Origin of the sequence: Oceaniovalibus guishaninsula JLT2003 (genome assembly GCF_000299575.1) — a bacterium.
GTDB lineage: Bacteria > Pseudomonadota > Alphaproteobacteria > Rhodobacterales > Rhodobacteraceae > Palleronia > Palleronia guishaninsula.
In genome coordinates this window covers 100,346-121,204 of sequence record NZ_AMGO01000036.1, presented here as the reverse complement: position 1 = coordinate 121,204, position 20,859 = coordinate 100,346, and the positions used below count along the sequence as shown (strand labels likewise).

At 67.1% G+C, this 20,859-nt stretch carries 20 protein-coding genes, 1 tRNA gene and 1 riboswitch; of the genes, 11 read left to right on the top strand and 10 right to left on the bottom strand.

All coding sequences use genetic code 11. The features are described from left to right. Window positions 1-46 precede the first annotated feature (46 nt). From OCGS_RS08690 to OCGS_RS08680, 3 genes are all read left to right on the top strand, one after another. Entirely contained in the window at window positions 47-1,522 is a 1,476-nt protein-coding gene (locus tag OCGS_RS08690; RefSeq protein ID WP_040610817.1) for an AMP nucleosidase, read from the top strand. A gap of 149 nt (window positions 1,523-1,671) precedes the next feature. Next, the gene (locus OCGS_RS08685) at window positions 1,672-1,962 is read left to right on the top strand and encodes an HU family DNA-binding protein (protein WP_007426867.1); all 291 of its coding nucleotides are present in this window, start codon (window positions 1,672-1,674) and stop codon (window positions 1,960-1,962) included. Window positions 1,963-2,099: 137 nt separating this feature from the next. Then, window positions 2,100-3,269: an MFS transporter gene (locus OCGS_RS08680; protein WP_007426866.1), complete on the top strand. Its 1,170-nt coding sequence runs from the start codon at window positions 2,100-2,102 to the stop codon at window positions 3,267-3,269. Between the two features lie 63 nt (window positions 3,270-3,332). Here the strand turns inward: OCGS_RS08680 and OCGS_RS08675 are convergent, their stop codons facing one another. The 4 genes from OCGS_RS08675 to OCGS_RS08660 all read right to left on the bottom strand — a co-directional run bounded on the left by OCGS_RS08675 (window position 3,333) and on the right by OCGS_RS08660 (window position 7,099). Continuing rightward, a complete protein-coding gene (locus OCGS_RS08675; RefSeq protein ID WP_007426865.1) occupies window positions 3,333-3,656 on the bottom strand; it encodes a PRC-barrel domain-containing protein in 324 nt (107 codons plus the stop codon). A gap of 66 nt (window positions 3,657-3,722) precedes the next feature. Beyond that, entirely contained in the window at window positions 3,723-5,015 is a 1,293-nt protein-coding gene (gene pncB / locus OCGS_RS08670; protein ID WP_007426864.1) for a nicotinate phosphoribosyltransferase, read from the bottom strand. A 66-nt stretch (window positions 5,016-5,081) separates the two neighbouring features. After that, entirely contained in the window at window positions 5,082-6,650 is a 1,569-nt protein-coding gene (locus OCGS_RS08665; RefSeq protein WP_007426863.1) for an alanine/glycine:cation symporter family protein, read from the bottom strand. A gap of 11 nt (window positions 6,651-6,661) precedes the next feature. Continuing rightward, window positions 6,662-7,099, bottom strand: coding sequence for a universal stress protein (locus tag OCGS_RS08660; RefSeq protein ID WP_007426862.1), 438 nt, complete (start codon window positions 7,097-7,099; stop codon window positions 6,662-6,664). 175 nt (window positions 7,100-7,274) lie between these two features. On the opposite strand from OCGS_RS08660, the gene OCGS_RS14560 reads away from it, so the two are divergent. After that, window positions 7,275-8,882, top strand: coding sequence for a sensor histidine kinase (locus tag OCGS_RS14560; RefSeq protein ID WP_007426861.1), 1,608 nt, complete (start codon window positions 7,275-7,277; stop codon window positions 8,880-8,882). Here OCGS_RS14560 and arfB read toward each other — a convergent pair whose 3' ends face one another. From arfB to OCGS_RS08640, 3 genes are all read right to left on the bottom strand, one after another. Further along, on the bottom strand, window positions 8,883-9,302 hold the full coding sequence (gene arfB / locus OCGS_RS08650) for an alternative ribosome rescue aminoacyl-tRNA hydrolase ArfB (protein ID WP_007426860.1): 420 nt from the start codon (window positions 9,300-9,302) through the stop codon (window positions 8,883-8,885). Between the two features lie 264 nt (window positions 9,303-9,566). Further along, complete coding sequence (locus tag OCGS_RS08645) at window positions 9,567-10,181, bottom strand: VUT family protein (RefSeq protein ID WP_007426859.1); 615 nt, start codon at window positions 10,179-10,181, stop codon at window positions 9,567-9,569. 67 nt (window positions 10,182-10,248) lie between these two features. Beyond that, window positions 10,249-10,324, bottom strand: a tRNA-Lys gene (locus tag OCGS_RS08640). A 45-nt stretch (window positions 10,325-10,369) separates the two neighbouring features. On the opposite strand from OCGS_RS08640, the gene dapF reads away from it, so the two are divergent. The 6 genes from dapF (at window position 10,370) to OCGS_RS08610 (ending at window position 16,299) form a co-directional block, all read left to right on the top strand. Then, complete coding sequence (dapF, locus tag OCGS_RS08635) at window positions 10,370-11,233, top strand: diaminopimelate epimerase (protein ID WP_007426858.1); 864 nt, start codon at window positions 10,370-10,372, stop codon at window positions 11,231-11,233. Then, on the top strand, window positions 11,230-12,492 hold the full coding sequence (gene mtaB / locus OCGS_RS08630) for a tRNA (N(6)-L-threonylcarbamoyladenosine(37)-C(2))-methylthiotransferase MtaB (RefSeq protein ID WP_007426857.1): 1,263 nt from the start codon (window positions 11,230-11,232) through the stop codon (window positions 12,490-12,492). The genes dapF and mtaB overlap by 4 nt, the downstream gene beginning before the upstream one ends. A 297-nt stretch (window positions 12,493-12,789) precedes the next feature. Further along, window positions 12,790-13,392 (top strand): glutathione S-transferase, encoded by a 603-nt coding sequence (locus OCGS_RS08625; RefSeq protein ID WP_040610839.1) that lies wholly within the window; start codon window positions 12,790-12,792, stop codon window positions 13,390-13,392. Between the two features lie 173 nt (window positions 13,393-13,565). Beyond that, entirely contained in the window at window positions 13,566-14,126 is a 561-nt protein-coding gene (gene petA / locus OCGS_RS08620) for a ubiquinol-cytochrome c reductase iron-sulfur subunit (protein WP_007426854.1), read from the top strand. 11 nt (window positions 14,127-14,137) lie between these two features. Further along, window positions 14,138-15,481, top strand: a complete 1,344-nt coding sequence (petB, locus tag OCGS_RS08615) for a cytochrome b (protein WP_007426853.1) — start codon at window positions 14,138-14,140, stop codon at window positions 15,479-15,481. A gap of 11 nt (window positions 15,482-15,492) precedes the next feature. Next, complete coding sequence (locus tag OCGS_RS08610; protein ID WP_007426852.1) at window positions 15,493-16,299, top strand: cytochrome c1; 807 nt, start codon at window positions 15,493-15,495, stop codon at window positions 16,297-16,299. Between the two features lie 54 nt (window positions 16,300-16,353). Here OCGS_RS08610 and OCGS_RS08605 read toward each other — a convergent pair whose 3' ends face one another. Genes OCGS_RS08605 through thiB form a run of 3 tightly spaced genes read right to left on the bottom strand, consistent with a single transcriptional unit; the run spans window position 16,354 to window position 19,539 of the window. After that, window positions 16,354-17,046, bottom strand: coding sequence for a thiamine ABC transporter ATP-binding protein (locus tag OCGS_RS08605; protein WP_007426851.1), 693 nt, complete (start codon window positions 17,044-17,046; stop codon window positions 16,354-16,356). Continuing rightward, window positions 17,033-18,580 carry an ABC transporter permease family protein gene (locus OCGS_RS08600; RefSeq protein WP_007426850.1) on the bottom strand — a complete coding sequence of 516 codons (1,548 nt, stop codon included), beginning with the start codon at window positions 18,578-18,580 and terminating at the stop codon, window positions 17,033-17,035. The genes OCGS_RS08605 and OCGS_RS08600 overlap by 14 nt, the downstream gene beginning before the upstream one ends. Next, window positions 18,556-19,539, bottom strand: a complete 984-nt coding sequence (thiB, locus tag OCGS_RS08595) for a thiamine ABC transporter substrate binding subunit (protein WP_193372857.1) — start codon at window positions 19,537-19,539, stop codon at window positions 18,556-18,558. Before thiB ends, OCGS_RS08600 begins: the two co-directional genes overlap by 25 nt. A 29-nt stretch (window positions 19,540-19,568) precedes the next feature. After that, window positions 19,569-19,667: riboswitch (TPP riboswitch) on the bottom strand. Window positions 19,668-19,742: 75 nt separating this feature from the next. On the opposite strand from thiB, the gene aroC reads away from it, so the two are divergent. Beyond that, window positions 19,743-20,846, top strand: coding sequence for a chorismate synthase (gene aroC, locus OCGS_RS08590; protein WP_007426848.1), 1,104 nt, complete (start codon window positions 19,743-19,745; stop codon window positions 20,844-20,846). Window positions 20,847-20,859: the final 13 nt, after the last annotated feature.

Here is a 20,859-nt window from a genome sequence, read left to right as displayed (position 1 = left end):
CCCTGCGGGGCGGCGCTAGGCACATGGGCAAAAGGATGCCCCATGACTGCCCACAGCCTGCCGGTCGAAACCCCCCCAGCCGCGCGCGCATCAAAGTTTCACCGACCCCGCCGCCGCCGTCGAACGGCTGGCCGAGCTTTACCGCGAGTCCGTCCAGTTCCTGACCGACCGCTTTTCGCGGGCGCTGTCCGGCGAACGGCCCGCCTCGCGCTTTCGCGCCTTCTATCCCGAAATCCGGCTGACCACGACCAGCTATGCCAGCGCCGACAGCCGCCTCAGCTTCGGCCATGTCGCCGAACCGGGCACCTATTCCACCACCATTACCCGGCCTGACCTTTTCGCCAACTATTTGACCCAGCAGATCGGCCTGCTGACGCGGACCCAGGGCGTGCCGGTGTCCATCGGCCCCTCGACCACGCCGATCCCGGTGCATTTTGCCGTCGCCAGCGATCCGGGCATGACCGTGCCGCAGGACGGCGCGATGAATTTCACCCTGCGCGACATCTTCGACGTGCCCGATCTGTCCACCACGCATGACGACATCGTCAACGGTCAGGGTTTCGTCTTCGCCGACGGATCGCATCCGCTGGCGCCCTTCACCGCACAGCGCATCGACTACAGCCTGGCGCGCCTGGCGCATTACACCGCCACCGCGCCCGAGCATTTTCAGAACCACGTCCTGTTCACCAACTACCAGTTCTACGTCGAGGAGTTCGAGCTTTTCGCGCGCGCCATGCTGTCCGATCCCGCCAGCGGCTATACCGCCTTCGTGGTGCCCGGCGGCGGCACGATCACAACGGGCGACGGCGACCTGCCGGTTCTGGCGAAGATGCCGCAGATGCCCAGCTATCACCTGACCCGCGTGGGCGGGCAGGGGATCAGCCTGGTCAACATCGGCGTCGGCCCGTCCAACGCCAAGACCGCCACCGACCACATCGCCGTACTGCGGCCCCATGCCTGGCTGATGGTCGGCCATTGCGCGGGCCTGCGCAATTCGCAGCGTCTGGGCGATTTCGTGCTGGCCCATGCCTATCTGCGCGAGGATCACGTCCTGGACGACGACCTGCCCGTCTGGGTGCCCATCCCGCCCTTGGCCGAGGTGCAGGTCGCGCTGGAGGAGGCGGTCGAGCATGTGACCCAGCTTGAGGGATACGAGCTCAAGCGCATCATGCGCACCGGCACCGTCGCCACCATCGACAACCGCAACTGGGAACTGCGCGACCAGTCCGGCCCGGTGCAGCGCCTGTCGCAATCCCGCGCCATCGCGCTGGATATGGAAAGCGCCACCATCGCCGCCAACGGCTTCCGCTTCCGCGTGCCCTACGGCACGTTGCTCTGCGTTTCCGACAAGCCGCTGCACGGCGAGCTGAAACTGCCCGGCATGGCGTCCGACTTCTATCGCACGCAGGTTGCGCGGCACCTGCTGATCGGCGTCCGCGCGATGGAGGCGATCCGCGAGATGCCACTCGAACGCATCCACAGCCGCAAGCTGCGCAGCTTCGAGGAGACGGCCTTCCTCTGATCCGCGCCCCGATGGACCCGAAAGCGCCGAAAAGCCTTTGAAACAACGCAAGGGCCTTGACGGCGCCCGACCGTTCGTTGTGTCTGGCCGGGTAAACGGGGCGAATGACCGTCCGTGCCCGCACCAGCGGCCTGAGGAGAGAGAAGACCATGGCGACCAAACCGATGACCAAGACCCAGCTCGTGGCCGCGCTGGCCGAGAAGCTGGACAGCGATAAGAAGACCGCCGGCGAGGCGCTGGACGCCGTGACCGACATCATCACCGAAGAAGTGTCCAAGGGCGGCGCCGTGACACTTCCGGGAGTCGGCAAGATCTATTGCCGCGAACGCCCCGAACGCATGGTCCGCAACCCCGCCACCGGCGAACAGATCAAGAAGGACGCCGACAAGGTCGTCAAGATGACCATCGCCAAGGCCCTGAAGGACAGCGTCAACGGCTGACCCCCCCCCGCAAAGGGCACAGGGCCGCGCCGATGGGGCGGCCCTTCTGCTGACGATCGGCCGGGGGTTTTCGCCCGGCCCCTGGCTGCCCCGGTCCGCCGAATATCCGACGCCGGACACTCTTTTCAGGGGAAGACATGAGCCGGGGCGTCGTCTTTGCCGTCTATTTCATCGCCATCTTCCTTCAGGCAGGCGCCTATGGCCTGACCTTCATGCTGCCCCGTCTTTTCGACAGCTTCGGCGCCAATGAAAAGGTGGTGGGCGCGATGCTTGCCGTCACCACTGTGGCGACCCTCTTGGCGGTCTATTTCTCGGGCCATCTGTCCGATCTCGTGGGTCGTCTTCGCACGCTCGGGGCGGCCTGCATCGCCATTTCCGCGTCGCTCTTTCTCTATGCCACCGTCGATACGGTCGGGGCCGGTCTGGTTCTTGCCAGCCTGCTGCTGGGTCTCGGCTGGGGCCTGACCTATTCCCTGGGGCCGATCGTGCTGACGCGGCTTGTCCGCGCCGATGAACGGGTGCGGTTCTTCACGCTGCTGACGGTCTTCGTGATGGCGGGCTTCGGTCTGTCGCCCGTTCTGGCATCCACGCTCGAAGGCATGGGTTATGGCGTGCGCGCTGCGTTTTACGCCACGGCGGTGCTGTGCCTGATCGGCAGCGCCTTGTTCTTCATGCTGCATACGCCCGTCCGCGCCAACGCGATCAACCCCCGCCCCGAGCTTCCGTCGCGCATCACCCTGGCCGCGCTGCGGGGGGTGCTGACATCGCCCGCGCTGCTGCCGGTTTTCATGGTGTTTCTGGGGGCCAGCGTCTTTGCCGGGCTGAACAACTTCCAGACGGTGTTCGCCGATGCGCGCGGTCTCGACTATGCCACGTTCTTTCTGACCTACACGATCACCGTGGTCGGGTGCCGTCTGGTGCTGGCGCGCTTCAGGGGCGGAAGGAACCCCTATCTCACCATCGCCATGCTTCAGTCGGCCATGTGTCTCAGTATCGTCGTCTTCATCTTCAGCGGCGGAAACCTGCCGCTTTATCTGGCGGTCGCGATCCTGTTCGGGGTGGGTTACGGTGTTTCGTACCCAATCCTCGTCGCCATGGCCGCCGCAGACGCGCCCGAGGATCTGGGCGCGCAGACGCTCCAGATCTTCGCGCTGACCTACTTCATCGGCATCTTCGGCTTCCCGCTCGTGGCCGGCTGGATGATCGTCGAGTTAGGCACCCGCCCCCTGCTGACCCTCATCGCCGTCATGGCGGTGGTGGAGGCTTCGCTGGCCCTGCGCCGCGCGCTGGCCCGCAGGCCGGGATAGATCGAAGCCGAAAAAAGGGGACGCAAATGCGCCCCCTTCATATTGCCGTAATGTAACCGGTCCTCAATCGTCCCAGACCGGCAGCGCGTTCATTTCGTCCGGCGTCATCGTGGTCGTATAGTGGCCGTTCTCCCATGTCAGGGCGTCCATGGTGATGACCACTTCCTTGTCGCCCAGATCCAGGAACCCGTCCTCGACCTCGACCACCAGGGCGGCCGGCATGCCGGTGCTGTCGATCAGCACTTCCTCGATCTCGCCGATCCGCTGGCCGTCCGACCCGATGACGCGCACATCGTCGAGTTCGGTATAGCTGGAGATATCCGCCGTCTGGGCAAAGGCCATTCCGGCCAAGGGGGCGAACATCGCGGCAATCATAAGCTTTTTCATCGTCTTGTCCTTTCGGTCGTTCGCCCCGTCAACACGGGACCGGACAGAGGGTTCCCCCCGTTTCGTTCAGACCTCCACGGCGATCCGCTCCTGCGCGCCGACGCCGAACACCCGCTTGTAGCGCGCCACCTCCTCCTTGGGGCCCATCGCCTTTTCGGGGTTGTCCGACAGCTTGACCGTGGGCCGTCCGTTCGCCGCGACCGCCTTGCAGACCAGGCTGAACGGCGCCAGCGCGTCGTCCGCGACCAGTCCGCGAAAATCGTTGGTCAGCAGCGTGCCCCAGCCGAAGCTGACCCGCACCCGCCCCGCGAATTGCGCATGCAGCGCCTCGATCCGGTCCACGTCCAGCCCGTCCGAGAAGATCACCAGCTTGCCGCGCGGATCCTCGCCGCGCGCCTGCCACCAGCGGATCGCCGTTTCGGCCCCCGCCGCCGGATCGCCGCTGTCGATGCGGATGCCGGTCCAGCCCGCCAACCAGTCCGGCGCGCGGTCCAGAAACCCCTTCGTGCCATAGGTATCGGGCAGGATCACGCGCAGGTTGCCGTCGTGTTCCTCGTGCCAGTCGGCCAGCACGTCGTATGGCGCACGCGCCAGGGCGTCCTCGCTGTCGGCCAGGGCGGCATAGACCATCGGCAATTCGTGCGCGTTGGTGCCGATGGCTTCCAGATCGCGCTCCTTGGCGATCAGGCAGTTCGACGTGCCGGTGAACGCTTCGCCCAACCCTTCGTGCATGGCGCGTACGCACCAGTCCTGCCACAGGAACGAATGCCGCCGCCGGGTGCCGAAATCCGCGATCCGCAGGTCGGTCAGCTTCTGCAACCGTTCGACCTTCTCCCACAGCTTGGTCATCGCGCGGGCGTAAAGTACCTGCAACTCGAACCGCTCCAGCCCGTCCAGAACCGCGCGCCCGCGCAACTCCATCAGCACCGCCAGCGCCGGAATCTCCCACAGCATGACCTCGGGCCAGGCGCCCTCGAAGGTCAGTTCGTATTGGTCGCCGTGCCGCTCCAGATGATAGGGCGGCAGGCGCAGCCCCTCGAACCAGTCCATGAAACGCGGCGTGAACATCTGCCGCTTGCCATAGAACGTGTTGCCGCGCATCCACGTCGATTCCCCGCGTGTCAGCGACAGCGACCGGATGTGGTCGAGTTGCTCGCGCAACTCGCCCTCGTCGATCAGGCGGGCCAGCGGCACGCGGTCGGTGCGGTTGATCAGGCTGAACGTCACCCGCGTGTCGGGCCGGTTGCGAAACACCGACTGGCACATCAGCAGCTTGTAGAAATCCGTGTCGATCAGCGACCGGACGATCGGGTCGATCTTCCAGCGGTGGTTCCAGACCCGCGCGGCAATATCGACCATGGTTCCCCCCGTGCGGCCCGGTCCCCGTTGTGCATGGGGCCGGGCCGCAGGGCAAGTGGCGCGATCCTAATGTGCGAACTTGCGGATCTCGCCCGACTTGCGCCGCGCGTTGTAGGAACGCAGCTCGCGCTTGACGATCGGCATCAGGAAATACAGCGCCGTGATGTTCACCACCGCCATCGAGAAGATCGCCGCATCCGAAAAGTCGATCACCGGCCCCAGGCTGGCCGCGGCCCCGATGACGATGAAGATGCAGAAGATCACCTTGAACGTGATTTCGGTCTTGCGCCCCTCGCCGAACATGTAGGTCCACGCCTTCAGCCCGTAATAGGACCACGAAATCATGGTCGAGAAGGCGAACAGGATCACCGCGATGGCCAGCACATAGGGAAACCACCAGAACGCCGTGGCGAACGCGGCCGATGTCAGCGCCACGCCCGACGCGCCGTCGATGGTGGCGATGGCTGTCCCCGCCTCGTCCAGCACGAAGCGCCCCGTTGCGGGGTCCGTGATCAGCTGCCCCGAAATGGTGATGACCAGCGCCGTCATCGTGCAGATGACCACCGTGTCGATGAACGGCTCCAGCAGCGACACATAGCCTTCGGTCACGGGTTCCTTGGTGCGCACGGCCGAATGGGCGATGGCCGCCGATCCCACGCCCGCCTCGTTGCTGAAGGCGGCGCGCTTGAACCCCTGGATCAGCGCGCCGACGAACCCGCCCGCGACGCCCAGCCCGGTGAACGCGCCCGCGAAGATCTGGCCGAACGCAGTGCCGATCTGGTCGAACTCCACGATCAGGATGATCAGGGCCGCACCGACATAAAGAATGCCCATGAACGGCACGACCTTTTCCGTCACCTTGGCGATGGACTTGATCCCGCCCACGATGACCGCAAAGACGACGCCCGCGAAGACGATACCGGTTATCCAGCCCGGATAGTCGCCGGTGATGCCGACGATCTGTGCATGCGCCTGGTTGGCCTGAAACATGTTGCCCCCGCCCAGCGAGCCGAGGATCGTGAAGATGCAGAACAGGATCGCCAGAATGCCGCCGCCCGGCAGGCCGCGTTCCGCGAACCCTTTCTTCATGTAATACATCGGCCCGCCCGACACGGTGCCGTCCGGGTATTCGTTGCGGTATTTCACCCCCAGCGTGCATTCGGTGAATTTCGACGCCATTCCCAGCAGCCCCGCCAGGATCATCCAGAATGTCGCCCCCGGCCCGCCGATGCCCACGGCGACGGCGACGCCGGCGATGTTGCCCAGCCCCACCGTGCCCGACAGCGCCGTGGCGAGCGCCTGGAAATGGCTGACCTCGCCCGCGTCGTCGGGATCGGAATAATCGCCCTTCACCAGCGCGATGGAATGGCCGAAGCCCTTGAACTGGATCAGCCCGAAATAGACGGTGAAGATGCTAGCGGCCACGACCAGCCACAGCACGATCCACGGAAACGCCGTGCCGGGCAGGGGCGCGAAGATCAGGTTCACGAACGGCCCCGTCGCCTGCGCGAAGGCGCTGTTGACGCGCTCGTCCAGGCTCAGCGCCTCGGACGGGACCGTCGCCTGCGCCCGCGCCGCGCCCGTCGCAAGCATGACCGGCAGGCTGCCCGCGATCGTCTTGAGAATGCTGTTCATCGGCTTGTCCCTCATCCCACGACCGTTACGGGCACGGTGGCGTGCATCACCAGGTTGGCGGTGGACGACCCGAAGATCCGCGACGCCACCCCGGTATCGGATGTGCGGGCCACGACGATCAGGTCGGCGCCCTCGTCGCGCGCGATCCGGTCCAGCGCGTCCGACACGTTGCCGTGCCGCACCAGCCCGCGCACCTTGACGCCCTGCGATTGCAGCGCCTCGACCGCCGGCGTCACGATCCGCGACCGCGCGGCGTCGATCTCCTCCTCGCGGCGCCTGTGGCGCTGGGCGTTCTCCTCGGCGGTCTGAAAACTGAAGGGCGACCATTCGATCACATAGACGAGGATCAGCTCGCAATCCTCCATCCGCGCGGCCAGCTTGCGGGCGAAATCGACGGCACGGCTTCCCGTGTCGCCTCCGTCCAGTCCGACGACCAGTCTCGACAGCATGGAATACCCCGTCAGATTGTTGCGCGGAACGATCGCGGCACCGCCGGCTTTCAGTAACGCGACAACTTCCCCTAGCGTCAACAAAAACCCGACCGTGCCGGAAAAGGGCCGGCATTGACGCTTTGTTGACGGCTTTGCGCGATCCTGCCCCCACGACGCGGATCGGAGGGACGGGATGCGGGCCACAATAAACAGGCGCACGACGCGGTTCGTCGGGGCCGTGGGCCTTCTGGCGGTGCTGTTCTGCGCCGTCTGGATTTCCAGTGCGCTGCTGCTGACGCACCGGCAGAACGTCGTGGCGCGGCAGGGCGCGTTCGGGATGATGCAGGCCGGCATCCGCATGGCGCGCGACCGCATGACGCTGCTGGCCAGCCACGACGCCTTCTGGACCGCGGCGCAGGACCGGCTGGAATTTCAGGATATCGGCTGGATCTACGACAACGTCGCCAGCGGCGTGTCGCCGGATTCGTTCGATCTGTTCGCCGCCAACTATGCCAGCGGCGAATCCTTCGGTTGGTTGAACGGCGCGCAGGAACGGGAATTCGTCTTCGGCCTGCTGCCCGACGCCACAAGCGACGCGATCCGCGCCCAGATCGCGCGGACCGACGGCACCGCGCCGTCATCGGCCTTCTTCAGGGTCGACGGGGATCTGTGGCTTCTTGCGTCGCTGCCGGTTCAGGCCGCCCCGTCTTCCGCATCCGCCACAAGGGACGCCGTGGATCCCGATGCGCCGATCATGACCTTCGGGATGCGGTTCGACGACCGCCGCCTGCAACGCATCGCTTCCGATTTCCAGATCGACGGCGCCAGGGTGCTGCCCGATTCCGCCGGGATCGACCCCGCATCCTCGATCCTGCTGCGCGGACCGGACGGCGATCCGGTCGCCGCCATCGGCTGGACCCCGCCCGCGCCGGGCACCGCGATCCTTCAACGCTGGTGGTTGCCCGCGCTGGTTCTTGTCGTCGCGGTGCTGACGGTCACGGCCATGATCGGGCGCTTCATCGTCGGCATGGCGGCGTGCCTGACCGATGCCACCGACCGCGCCTGGGCCGCGGACCGGGCCAAATCGGTGCTGCTGGCCAATGTCAGCCACGAATTGCGCACCCCTATGAACGGCATCGTCGGTGCCGTGCAGTTGCTGGCGGAAAGCAATCTCGACGCATCCGACCGCGAACTGGTCGCCATCATCGAAAGCTCGGCCGGGGATCAGTTGCAGCTTATCGAACAGCTGCTTCAGACCGCCCGGCTGGATGCGGGCGAAGAGGTGGCCCGGCCCGAACCCGTCGATGTCGCGGCGCTTCTGGCCCCCACCCTGGGCGCGCTGCGGCTGACTGCCCTGCGCAAGGGGCTGACGTTCGATCTGCGCATCGACCCGGCGATGCCGCCCGTCGTCACCGATCCGCGCATCCTGCGGCAGGCGATGAACAACCTGGTCGGCAACGCGCTGAAATTCACCACCGACGGGCGCGTTTCCGTCAACGTCGTCTGGACGCCCTGCGGTCCCGCGCAGGGCGATCTGACGATCGTGGTCCGCGACACGGGCATCGGCATCTCGCCGGCCGATCTGTCGCGCATCTTCGAACGGTTCGCGCAGGCCGATCACGGCGCGGGGCGGTCCTTCGGCGGAACGGGGTTGGGCCTGTCGATCACCCGCACGCTCGTGCAATCCCTGGGCGGCGACATTTCCGTGCAAAGCAATCTGGGGCAGGGATCGACCTTCACCCTGCGCCTGCCCGGCCTTGCCGTCGCGGCGCCCGAAGGCACCGTGGCCCAGGCCGCGTGATCAGTCGGGCGTCACGTCGCCGCGCAGCGCCTTGACTTGCCCCCGCGCCTTCTTCTCGTCCAGCCGGCGGCGTCTGGCGCCCGCGCTGGGCCGTGTCGGAATCCGCCGCTTGGGACGCACAGTCGCCGCGCGCACCAGCTCGGCCAGCCGTTCGCGCGCGATCTCGCGGTTGCGCTGCTGGTGGCGCGTCTCGGTCACGCGGATCACCAGCGCCCCGTCCTTGGTCCAGCGCCGCCCAGCCAGCTTGCGCAGACGCGCCTTCACGAAGCCGGGCAGGTTGGGCGACCGCTCGGCCTCGAACCGCAATTCGACGGCGGTGGCGACCTTGTTCACGTTCTGCCCGCCGGGTCCGCCGGCATGGACGAACTGCTCGGTCAGCTCCCAATCCTCGATCGCGATGGTGTCGGTGACGCGCAGCATGTGAACCGTACATTTCGGGGCGTGAACTGTACAATTTGTACGTTTCGACGTGAAAGGGGCCACCCCGAAGGATGGCCCCCGATTGATCAGGAGATGGACCCGGTTAGGACATGGGTCCAATCGCGAAAGCGACTTCGGGGCGTTACCCCCGCTTACGGTTCCCCGCGACTGTTCCGACACCGATCTCCAACATCAAACTAGACACTGGACCACCTCCTTTCGCTTGTTTCCGATAGCGCGAACCTGCCACAGATTCGGCATAAGTCAAAGCCTTTCGACCGGCCTGCCCGACAGCCGCCCCACCGTCATGCGGAAAGGCACCAGCGCGATCACCGCCAGCGCCAGTTTGACCCCCCAATCCGCCACCGCCAGGCTGACCCAAAGCGGCGCGTCCGGCCCCCGGCCCAGCAGCGGCACCGTCCCGTTCGCCCAGGCGACATCGCCGAAAGGCAGCAAGGCACTGAACGCAATGCTGAAAAACAGCGCCGTGTCCAGCGCCGATCCGACCAGCGACGACACCAGCGGCGCCCGCCACCAGCGCCCGCCGCGCAGCCGGTCGAATAGTGTCACATCCAGCATCTGCGCGCCCAGAAACGCCGTGGCCGAGGCCAGCGCGATCCGCCCCGTCACCAGCGGGCCCTCGGGCCCGATGATCTGCGTCCCGATCACCGAACAGACCAGTCCGGCGCCGAACCCGGCCATCACCACCCGGCGAGCGGCGGCCGGCCCGTGCAGGCGGTTGGTCAGGTCGGTGACGAGGAATGCCAGCGGATAGGTGAACGCCCCCCAGGTCAGCCATTGACCGTAAAGGAACTGCACCAGAACATTCGACGCGACCACGATCAGCGCCATCGCCGCGACGGCGGGAAGCAATTTCATTGCGATATGATCCGTTTTGACAAGGTGTTCGGAAACTTGTGTCCCGGTCGCGGGACAGGCGGCGAAGTGGTGAGCCGGCAGGGGCTCGAACCCTGGACCTACTGATTAAAAGTCAGTTGCTCTACCAACTGAGCTACCGGCTCACAGGCGCGGTGACTAGCTTCGGCGGCGCAAGCGGTCAAGCGGAAATGCCCCGCCCTCTTTCGCCGCAATTCCGTCAGGTCTATAGGGCGGCGATGGATGCGCTGACGATCATGAAGATGCACGGGCTGGGGAACGATTTCGTCGTCATCGACCGGCGCGAGCGGCCTGTCGAGGTCACGCCGGCCATCGCCCGTGCCTTGGCCAACCGGCATTTCGGCGTGGGCTGCGACCAGATCGCCGCCATAGATGCGGACGAGGATGCCGACGCCCGGCTGACATTCTGGAACGCCGACGGGTCGATGTCGGATGCCTGCGGGAACGCCACGCGCTGCATTGCGCGGCACCTGATGAACGGCCGCGACCGGCTGACGCTGCGAACGTCGCGCGGGTTGTTACAGGCCGTCAACGCGGGTGCCGGGCTGACATCGGTGAATATGGGCCGGCCGCAACTGGGATGGCGGGACATCCCGCTGGCCCGCGATGTGCCCACCGGTTGCCTGCCGATTGCCGGCGATCCGGTCGCCACCGGCATGGGCAACCCGCACTGCACCTTCTTCGTCGCCGATGTCGCGCAGGTCGATCTGGCCCGGTTCGGCGCCGCGCACGAGACGCACGCGCTTTTCCCGCAACGCACCAACGTGCAGATCGTACAGGTCATCGGCCCCGATACCCTGCGCGTCCGGGTCTGGGAACGCGGCGCGGGCGTTACGCTGGCTTCGGGCAGCTCGTCCTGCGCCGTGGCCGTCGCGGCGGTCCGGCGCGGGTTGACCGGACGGGCCGTGACGGTCGAACTCGACGGGGGGACGCTTGCGGTCGATTGGCGCGACGACGGCGTGTGGATGACCGGGCCGACGGCGCATGTCTTCACCGCCACGCTGACGGGTGCGTGGCTGGCGGGCATCCGATGAACGCGCCGGTCTTTTCCAACCATGGCTGCCGCCTGAACGCCTATGAAGCCGAGGCGATGAAGGCGCTGGCGGCCGATGCGGGGCTGACCGACGCGGTCATCGTCAACACCTGCGCCGTGACGGCCGAGGCGGTGCGCAAGGCCCGCCAGGACATCCGCCGTCTGCACCGCGCCAACCCCGGCGCGCGGATCGTGGTGACGGGATGCGCCGCCCAGACCCAACCCGAGACGTTCGCCGCCATGCCCGAGGTCGCGCATGTGCTGGGCAACGCGGAAAAGATGTCGCCGGCGGTCTGGGCGTCGTTGGCGCCCGATTTCACCGGGCCGACCGAACGGGTGCGGGTCGACGACATCATGTCGGTGCGCGAAACGGCCGGCCATCTGATCGACGGGTTCGGCACGCGCAGCCGCGCCTATGTGCAGGTGCAGAACGGCTGCGATCACCGCTGCACGTTCTGCATCATTCCCTATGGCCGCGGCAATTCGCGCTCGGTTCCCGCAGGGGTCGTGGTCGAGCAGATCCGCCGCCTGTCCGCCGCCGGCTATGCCGAGGTCGTGCTGACCGGGGTGGATCTGACAAGCTGGGGTGCCGATCTGCCCGGCACGCCGCGGCTGGGCGATCTGGTGACGCGCATCCTGCGGCTGGTGCCCGACCTGCCGCGCCTGCGGATCAGCTCGATCGACAGCATCGAGGCCGACGCGGCGCTGATGCGCGCGATCGCCGAGCAGGAGCGGCTGATGCCGCATCTGCACCTGTCGCTGCAACACGGATCGGATCTGATCCTGAAGCGGATGAAGCGCCGGCACCTGCGCGCCGACGCCGTCGCGTTCTGCGACGAGGCCCGGCGCCTGCGCCCCGACATCACCTTCGGCGCCGACATCATCGCCGGTTTCCCGACCGAGACGGACGCCCATTTCGACGAAAGCCTGTCGCTGATCGACGCCTGCGGGCTGACATGGCTGCATGTCTTCCCCTATTCGGCCAGGCAGGGCACCCCGGCGGCGAAGATGCCCGCCATCGACGGTGCGAGGATCCGCGACCGCGCCGCCCGTTTGCGCGCTGCCGGAGAGGCGGCCGCGTCCCGGCATCTTGAGGCGCAGACAGGCCGCGTCCATTCGGTATTGATGGAAAGCCCGACGATGGGACGGACCGAGCATTTTGCCGAAGTCGCGTTTCAGGTGCCGCAGCCGGTCGGACGGATCGTCAAGGCCCGGATCGCGGGTCGGGACGGCGCAAGGCTGACGGCGCGGCTCGTCTGACGGTCAGTCACCCGCCTCGCGGCCGGGGAGGACGGCGCTGCACGGCAGGGGCAGCGAAAACCGGCCGATTGTGAAATGCCCGCGGATCGGGAAACACAGCGCGGTGCCGAGGCCGGTCCGTCGCGTCATCAGCCCCATGCCGATCCCCGATATGGACGCGGATGACGGTCAACGCCCAGTCCCGCGCCGACATTGCGGCGCAACCGAACGGCGGCTGCGGTTGCCGGTTCCCTTGTCACGGGGCGGCGGATGGCGCAGACCGGACAGGGTATCGGCGAAAAGGTATGGCACGACATGATGGAACTGTTTCAGAACCCCGCTTCGCCCTTCGCGCGTAAGGTCCGGGTGTTGCTGCACGAGACCGGCCAGCAGGACGCGGTACGTGTCGTGACGATCACCGCGAACCCCGTCGCGGGCAGTTCCGCCTCGGCGGTCAATCCGCTGGGCAAGATCCCGGTACTGGTCAGGCCGGAGGGTCCGGCGCTCTATGACAGTCGGGTGATCTGCCGCTATCTCGACGACCGGGCGGCGAAGACGCTCTATCCGCCGTCGCGGCTTTACGATGTCTTGACGCTGGAGGCGACGGCGGACGGCATCATGGAAGCGGCGGTGCTGATGGTCTACGAGGGTCGCGTGCGCCCCGCCGAAAAGCAATTCGGGGACTGGGTCGAAGCCCAGTGGTCGAAGATCGCGCGCGCGCTGGACGCGGTCGAGGCGCGCTGGCTCAGCCATCTGGGCGGGCCGCTGGATATGGGGCAGGTGGCGCTGGGCTGCGCGCTGGGATACCTCGATTTCCGCCATGCGGACCGCGACTGGCGGCAGGAACGCCCCGGTCTGGCCGCATGGGACGCACGGTTCGCCGCCCGGCCCGCCATGGCGGCGACGCGCCCCGACGCCTGATTTTTTGCCGGTGTCCTGTGGCGAAACGGCACTATGCGCCGGTTTGTCCGCTGGACCGTGCCCGACTTGCCCGCTAGACAGCCGGGGAAGATGACCGGACCCTGCGGGGGCGGCCGAATTGGACATGCGCGGGCCGGCGCCGCCGCAGCGCGCATCAGGATGGAGATGCATAGATGTCGCATACAGACGATCCGCACGGCACGCGCCGCGATTTCCTCTATTACGCGACGGCCGGGGCCGGTGTCGTCGTCGCCGGTGCCGCCGTATGGCCGCTGGTCGATCAGATGAACCCGTCGTCGGACGTTCAGGCGCTCAGCTCCATCCGCGTCGATGTCGGCGGGGTGGAACCGGGCACGCAGCTGACCGTCAAGTGGCTGGGCAAACCCGTCTTCATCCGCCGCCGCACCGAGGAGGAGATCCTCGAGGCCCGCGCGGTGGATGTCAGCAGCCTGCCCGATCCTTTTGCCGAGAACGCCAACATCGACGGAACCGCCCCCGCCACGGACGAGAACCGCACGCTGGACGGGCGCGAGGACTGGCTGGTGATGATGGGCGTCTGCACGCATCTGGGCTGCGTGCCGCTGGGCGACGCGGGCGATTTCGGCGGCTGGTTCTGCCCGTGCCACGGATCGCATTATGACACCGCCGGGCGGATCCGCCGGGGGCCCGCGCCGAAGAACCTGCCGGTTCCGGTGGCTGAATTCGTCGACGAAACCACCATCGTTCTGGGGTAAGGAAACACGACATGGCCGGAATACCGCACGACCATTACCAGCCGAACTCCAGCGGAGAGCGTTGGCTGCACAAGCGCCTGCCGATCGTCGGGCTGCTTTACGACACCCTGATGATCCCGACCCCCCGCAACCTGAACTGGATGTGGATCTGGGGGATCGTGCTGACCTTCACGCTGGTGCTTCAGATCGTCACCGGCATCGTGCTGGTCATGCACTACACGCCCGACACCAGCCTCGCCTTCGCGTCGGTCGAACACATCATGCGCAACGTCAACGGCGGCCACATGCTGCGCTACATGCACGCCAACGGCGCGTCGCTGTTCTTCGTCGCGGTCTATGCGCATATCTTCCGCAACCTCTATTACGGTTCCTACAAGGAACCGCGCGAAGTCACCTGGATCATCGGCATCCTGATGTATCTGCTGATGATGGGGACGGCCTTCATGGGTTATGTCCTGCCCTGGGGGCAGATGTCGTTCTGGGGCGCCACCGTCATCACCGGCCTGTTCGGCGCGATCCCGTTCATCGGCGAAGGGTTGCAGACCTGGCTCCTGGGCGGACCGGCGGTGGACAACTACACGCTGACGCGCTTCTTCTCGCTGCACTATCTGTTCCCGATGATCTTGGCGGGTCTGACGGCGGTGCATATCTGGGCCTTTCATACCACGGGCAACAACAACCCCACCGGGGTCGAGGTGCGCCGCACCAGCAAGGAAGCGGCCCAGCGCGATACCCTGCCGTTCTGGCCCTATTTCGTCATGAAGGACCTGTTCGCGCTGGCCGTGATCCTGGTGGTGTTCTTCGCCATTGTCGGGTTCATGCCCAACTATCTGGGCCACCCCGACAACTATATCGAGGCGAACCCCCTCTCGACGCCCGCGCATATCGTGCCCGAATGGTATTTCCTGCCGTTCTACGCGATCCTGCGGGCCTTCACCGGCGACGTCTGGGTTGTCATTGCGGCCAACTGGATCACCGGCGGCATCATCGACGCCAAGTTCTTCGGCGTGCTGGCGATGTTCGGCGCGATCCTGGTGATGGCGCTGGCGCCCTGGCTCGACACGTCGTCGGTCCGGTCGGGCCGGTATCGTCCGCAATTCAAGTGGTGGTTCGCGCTGCTGCTGGTCGATTTTTTCGTGCTGATGTGGGTGGGGGCGATGCCGACCGACGAACCTTATGCCACGATCTCGCTGATAGCGTCGGCCTACTGGTTTGCGTATTTCCTGGTCATCCTGCCGTTGCTGGGCGTGTTCGAGAAGCCGCTGCAACAGCCCGCGACGATCGAGGAGGATTACGCCGCGCACTATGCCCCGAATACGGGCGGCACCACGACCGTCGTGAACCCGGCCGAGTAAGGAAGAAACAGATGTTCAAGACGCTCGCTCTCTCGGCCCTGCTGACACTCGGCATCGTCCAGGCCGGTGCCGCTGCCGAAACCGCTCATGTCGAGGATTACGCCTTTCCGTTCGAAGGGCCGTTCGGCAGCTATGACCGGATGCAGCTTCAGCGCGGGTTGCAGGTCTATACCGAGATCTGTTCGGCCTGCCACGGAATGAAATTCGTTTCGTTCCGATCGCTGGGCGAAGAAGGCGGTCCCGAACTGCCTGAGGATCAGGTTCGCGCCTATGCCGCCTTCTACGAGGTGTTCGACCCCGAACTGAACGACGGGCAGGGGGACTTCCGCACCGCCATCCCGACCGATCACTTTCCCCGGTCGGCGCTGGCCAACGCCCCCGATTTGTCGCTGATGGCCAAGGCGCGGGCCGGTTTTCACGGGCCTTACGGTCTGGGTCTCAATCAACTTGTCAAGGGCATGGGCGGGCCGGAATACATCCATGCCCTGCTGATGGGCTATACCGGCGAGACGAAAGAAGAAGCCGGCGCCATCCTTTACGAGAACCACATCTTCCCCGGCGGCTGGATCGCGATGGCCCCGCCGCTTTATGGCGAGGACCTGGAATTCGCGGATGGCAGCCCGAACGACATCAGCGCGATTTCGGCGGACGTGTCGGCCTTCATGATGTGGACGGCGGAACCCAAGCTGAACGCGCGCAAGGAAGCGGGGTTCGTCGGCGTCATCATGCTGGTGATCCTGTCGGCGCTCCTCTACCTGACCAACAAGCGGATCTGGGCGCCCTACAAGCGCAAGCTGGAGCACGACCGAAGCGTCTGATCCGGCGGGTCCATCACGATCCAAGGCGCGTCCCCCGGCGGGGCGCGCCTTTTTCTATCGGCGCAGATAGGCCGCCAGTGCCGGTGGCGGATCGGCCAGCAGACGCGCCGCCGGCCTGGGTGCGGCGGCCATGCCATTCGCGACTACAACGATCTCGCCCCCCAATGCCGCCGCATCGGTCGGATCGTGCGTGACCATCAGCACCGTCGCCCCGGCCCGCGCGGCCACTGCATCGACCAGCGCGATCATCCGGGCGCGCAGGCCCGGCCCGAGGGCGGCGAACGGTTCGTCCAGCAGCCAGAGCGGCTTGTCCCGCACCAGCGCCCGCGCCAACGCCGCCCGCCCCTGCTGTCCGCCCGACAGCGATCCCGGCAGCCGGTCGCCGAAACCGTCGAGTCCGACCTGCATCAGCGCGTCTGCCACCCGCGCGCGCGTCGCGGTATCGGGGCGGCGATGGGTGATGCCAAGCGCCACGTTGCGCGCGACGGTCAGATGCGGGAACAGGTTGTTGTCCTGAAAGATCGTGGCGACCGGCCGCGCCGCCGGGTGAAGCGTGGTGATGTCCTGCCCGTCGAAGGCGATCCGACCGCCCGAGAGGAGCACGAACCCCCCGATCGCCCCCAGCAGCGTGGACTTGCCCGCGCCGGACGGCCCCATCACGGCGACGCGGGCCTGCGGGGGAACGGCAAGGTCAGCCCGCAGGCCGAAATCGTCCAATCGGATCACGACATTCTCAAGCGCCAGCATCGACGCGCCCCCCACGGTCTAAGGCCCAGAACGCCCCGAGGCTGAGCGCCAGCAACAGCACCGCTGCGCCCGCCGCGTCGTCCATCCGGTAGGCACCCATCAGCCGGTAAAGGTGCAGCGGCAGGGTTTCGCTGCGGCCATCCGCGAACAGCGCCACGACGCCCAGATCGCCCATCGACAGTGCGGCCGTCAGCCCCGCGGCAAAACCCAGCGGACGGCACAGCCGGGGCAGGATCAGCAGACGCAGACGCGCGGCGCCGGTCAATCCCAGCGAATCCGCCAGAGGGCCATAGCGGGCTTCAGTCTGCGCGACCTGCGGCCCGATTGCGCGGATCGCGAAGGGCAGCGCCATCGCCGCGTTGACCAGCGCGGTCACGGGCAGGGCCATCAGCGCCGGATCGACCAGCGGGAAGATCAGGATGAACAACCCCGTCCCCACCACCAGCGGCGACGCGGCGATGGCGAGGCTGGCCAGCCCTTCGACGACGCGGCCCCATCGCAACCGCTGCATCGCCACCGCGACGGGCAGCGCGGCGCAAAGCGTCAGCACCGTGGCCCCCATCGCCGTCACTACGGATCGCATCGCAGCCAGCCAGGCGCTGGTGTCCAGCCCGGCCAGATTGGGCACCCCCCGCAGGATCAGCGCGGCAAGCGGCAGCAGCAGGAACAGCGCGGCCAGCCCGATGCGGATGCCGTCCGGCCACCGCCGGGCCAGATCCCAGCGCGCCACATGCCGGTCCAGCCCGCCGCCCAGCGTGTCGGGAAGGGCCACCGTCAGCGCCAGCGTGGCGGCGGCGACCGTCACGGCCAGTTGCACCAGGGCCAGCAGCGCCGCGCGTCCAAGGTCGAAATCGAAGCGGAACGCCTGATAGATGGCCAGTTCGATCGTCGTCGCGCGCGGCCCGCCCCCAAGCGCCAGCGCCACGGCAAAGCTTGTCGTGCAGACAAGGAACACGATCAGCGCCGCACCCGGAACGATACCGCGCAGGATCGGCAACTCGATCAGCCGGAACGTCGCCCAAGGGCCCAGTCCCAGCGACGCGGCCAGGCGGAACCGCTCGGACGGGACGGCCAGCCAGCCTTGCAGGATCAGCCGCACCGCCAGCGGCAGGTTGAAGAACACATGCGCCAGCACCACACCCCAGGGGCCATAGATGCTGACGGGCGGAAGGCCCATCCCCGTGCCCGCCGCGTTGATCCAGCCGCCGCGGCCGAAGACCATCAGCAGACCCAGCACCGCGACGATCACCGGCAGGATGAAGGGCGCGCCCAGCAGCGTCACCAGCAGCCTGCGCCCGGCAAACCGGCGGCGCGCCAGCGCCCGTGCGACCGGAACGGCCAGCCCGACGCTGAGGATCGCGGAAAGGACCGCCTGCCACAATGTGAACCGGATGGCGGCCAGGTCGGACGGCCTCAGCCCGGCACCGCCATCGGCCCGCACGGCAACTGCCGCGATGGTGCCCGCCACCAGCAGGAAAACGATGCCGGCGACGGCGACTCCTGCGACGGTCAGCGGGCGAGGGCGGACAGCCATTCCTGCAAGGCCTGATCGCGGATCGCGGGAACGTCTTCGGCGGGGATCTCCAGCGTTCGGTCAGGCTTGGGCAGGCTGGCGAACCCGTCCGGCAGCCCCTGTTCGGGCATGACGGCGGGATACATCCAGTTCGTCGTCGGCAGAACGCCTTGCGCCGCGTCGGTCGTCAGGAAACGAAGAAAGTCGCGCGCGAGGTCGGGCCGGTCGGACCCGGCAAGCGCCGCCGCGATCTCCACTTGCAGATAGTGCCCTTCGTCGAACGCCGCCGCGGCGCGGCTGTCGTCGCCCTCGGCGATCAGGTGGTAGGCGGGAGATGTGGAATAGGACAGAACCATGTCGGCCTCGCCCTCCAGAAACAGGCCATAGGCTTCGGACCAGCCCTTGGTCACGGTGACGATGTTGTCCGCCAGCCCCTCCCAGATGTCGGGCGCCTCGTCGCCATAGGCCGCCTTGACCCACAGCAGCAGCCCCAGACCGGGGGTCGAGGAACGCGGATCCTGGATCAGGATCGACGCATCCGACTGCGCCAGATCGCGGAAACTGGCGGGCGGATCGAAGTCGCGGTCGTGGACGAAGGCGAACCAGCCCCAGTCGTAGGGAACGAACGTGTCGTCGGTCCAATCGACAGGCAGCGCCCAGTCCACATTACCGATCCCCGACGGCGCGAATAGGCCGGTCGCCCCGGCCTCGGCCATCAGCGCGGTATCGAGGCCGACGACGACATCCGCCTTCGTCCGCGCGCCTTCCAGCCGCAGCCGCGCCAGCATCGCCGCGCCGTCGCCTATGGCGGTGAAGCGCAGGTCGCAGGCGCATTGCGCCTCGAACGCCTGTTCCAGCGCCGGGCCCGGCCCCCATTCGGCGACAAAACTGTCATAGGTATAGACATCCAGCACAGGGCGATCCTGGGCATGGACGGGCAGGGACGCCGACAGGGTCAGCCCGATCATCGTCAAACGCATCGTTCCTCCAAGCCGGACGGGGTCGGGGCCGAGGAATGGCTGACCTTCCCTCCGCCGGTCCTAACCGGTTCAGGTTCTACGGGTTCGCATCGCATCTCAGCCCGTCAAGGGCACCCCGAGGTAGTCCGACGCTAGCCGCGCGCCCCCACGGCTGCAAGGCGATTCGGCTTGAGACCGCGCCGCGCCGCCGCTACGACCCGCGCATGAGCTACAACACCTATGGCCGCCTGTTCCGCGTCACCACCTGGGGCGAAAGCCACGGGCCGGCCCTGGGCGCGACCGTGGACGGCTGCCCGCCCGGCATCGCGCTGGACGAGGCGGCGATCCAGGTCTGGCTGGACCGCCGCAAGCCGGGGCAGAACCGCTATACCACCCAGCGGCGCGAGGCGGATGCCGTGGAAATCCTGTCGGGCACCTATGAAGGGCAAACGACCGGCACGCCGATCCAGTTGGCGATCCGCAATACCGACCAGCGGTCGAAGGATTACGGCGCCATCGCGGACACGTTCCGTCCGGGCCATGCCGACATCACCTATTGGCAGAAATACGGCATCCGCGATCCGCGCGGCGGCGGGCGGTCCAGCGCGCGCGAAACCGCCGCGAGGGTCGCCGCGGGCGGGGTGGCGCGCGCGGTTCTGGCCGATCTGGCGCCGGGGATGACTGTGACCGCCAGCATGGTGCAGATGGGGCCTCATGTCATCGACCGCGCCCGGTCCGATCCGGCCGAGATCGCCCGCAATCCCTTCTGGACGCCCGACGCGCAGGCGGCGCAGGTCTGGGCGGGCTACCTGGACGAGCTGCGGAAATCCGGCGACAGCGTCGGCGCGATGATCGAGATCCGCATTGCGGGCGCGATGCCCGGCCTCGGCGCGCCGGTCTATGCCAAGCTCGACACCGACCTTGCCGCCGCGATGATGAGCATCAACGCCGTCAAGGGCGTCGAGATCGGCGAGGGCATGGCCGCCGCCGGCCTGACCGGCAGCGCCAATGCGGACGAGATCACGATGGGGCCGGACGGCCCGGTCTATGCCAGCAATCATGCGGGCGGCATCCTTGGCGGCATATCGACGGGGCAGGACATCGTGCTGCGGATCGCGGTGAAGCCCACCAGTTCCATCCTGACGCCCCGGCGCAGCATCACCCGGACCGGCCAACCGACCGAGGTGGTGACGAAGGGCCGCCACGACCCCTGCGTCGGCATCAGGGCCGTCCCGGTGGCCGAGGCGATGGCCGCGGCGGTGATGCTGGACCATCTGCTGATGCACCGCGCCCAGATCGGCGACGGCCCGCGCGGACGGATCGGCTGAAGTCGGGGGCGCC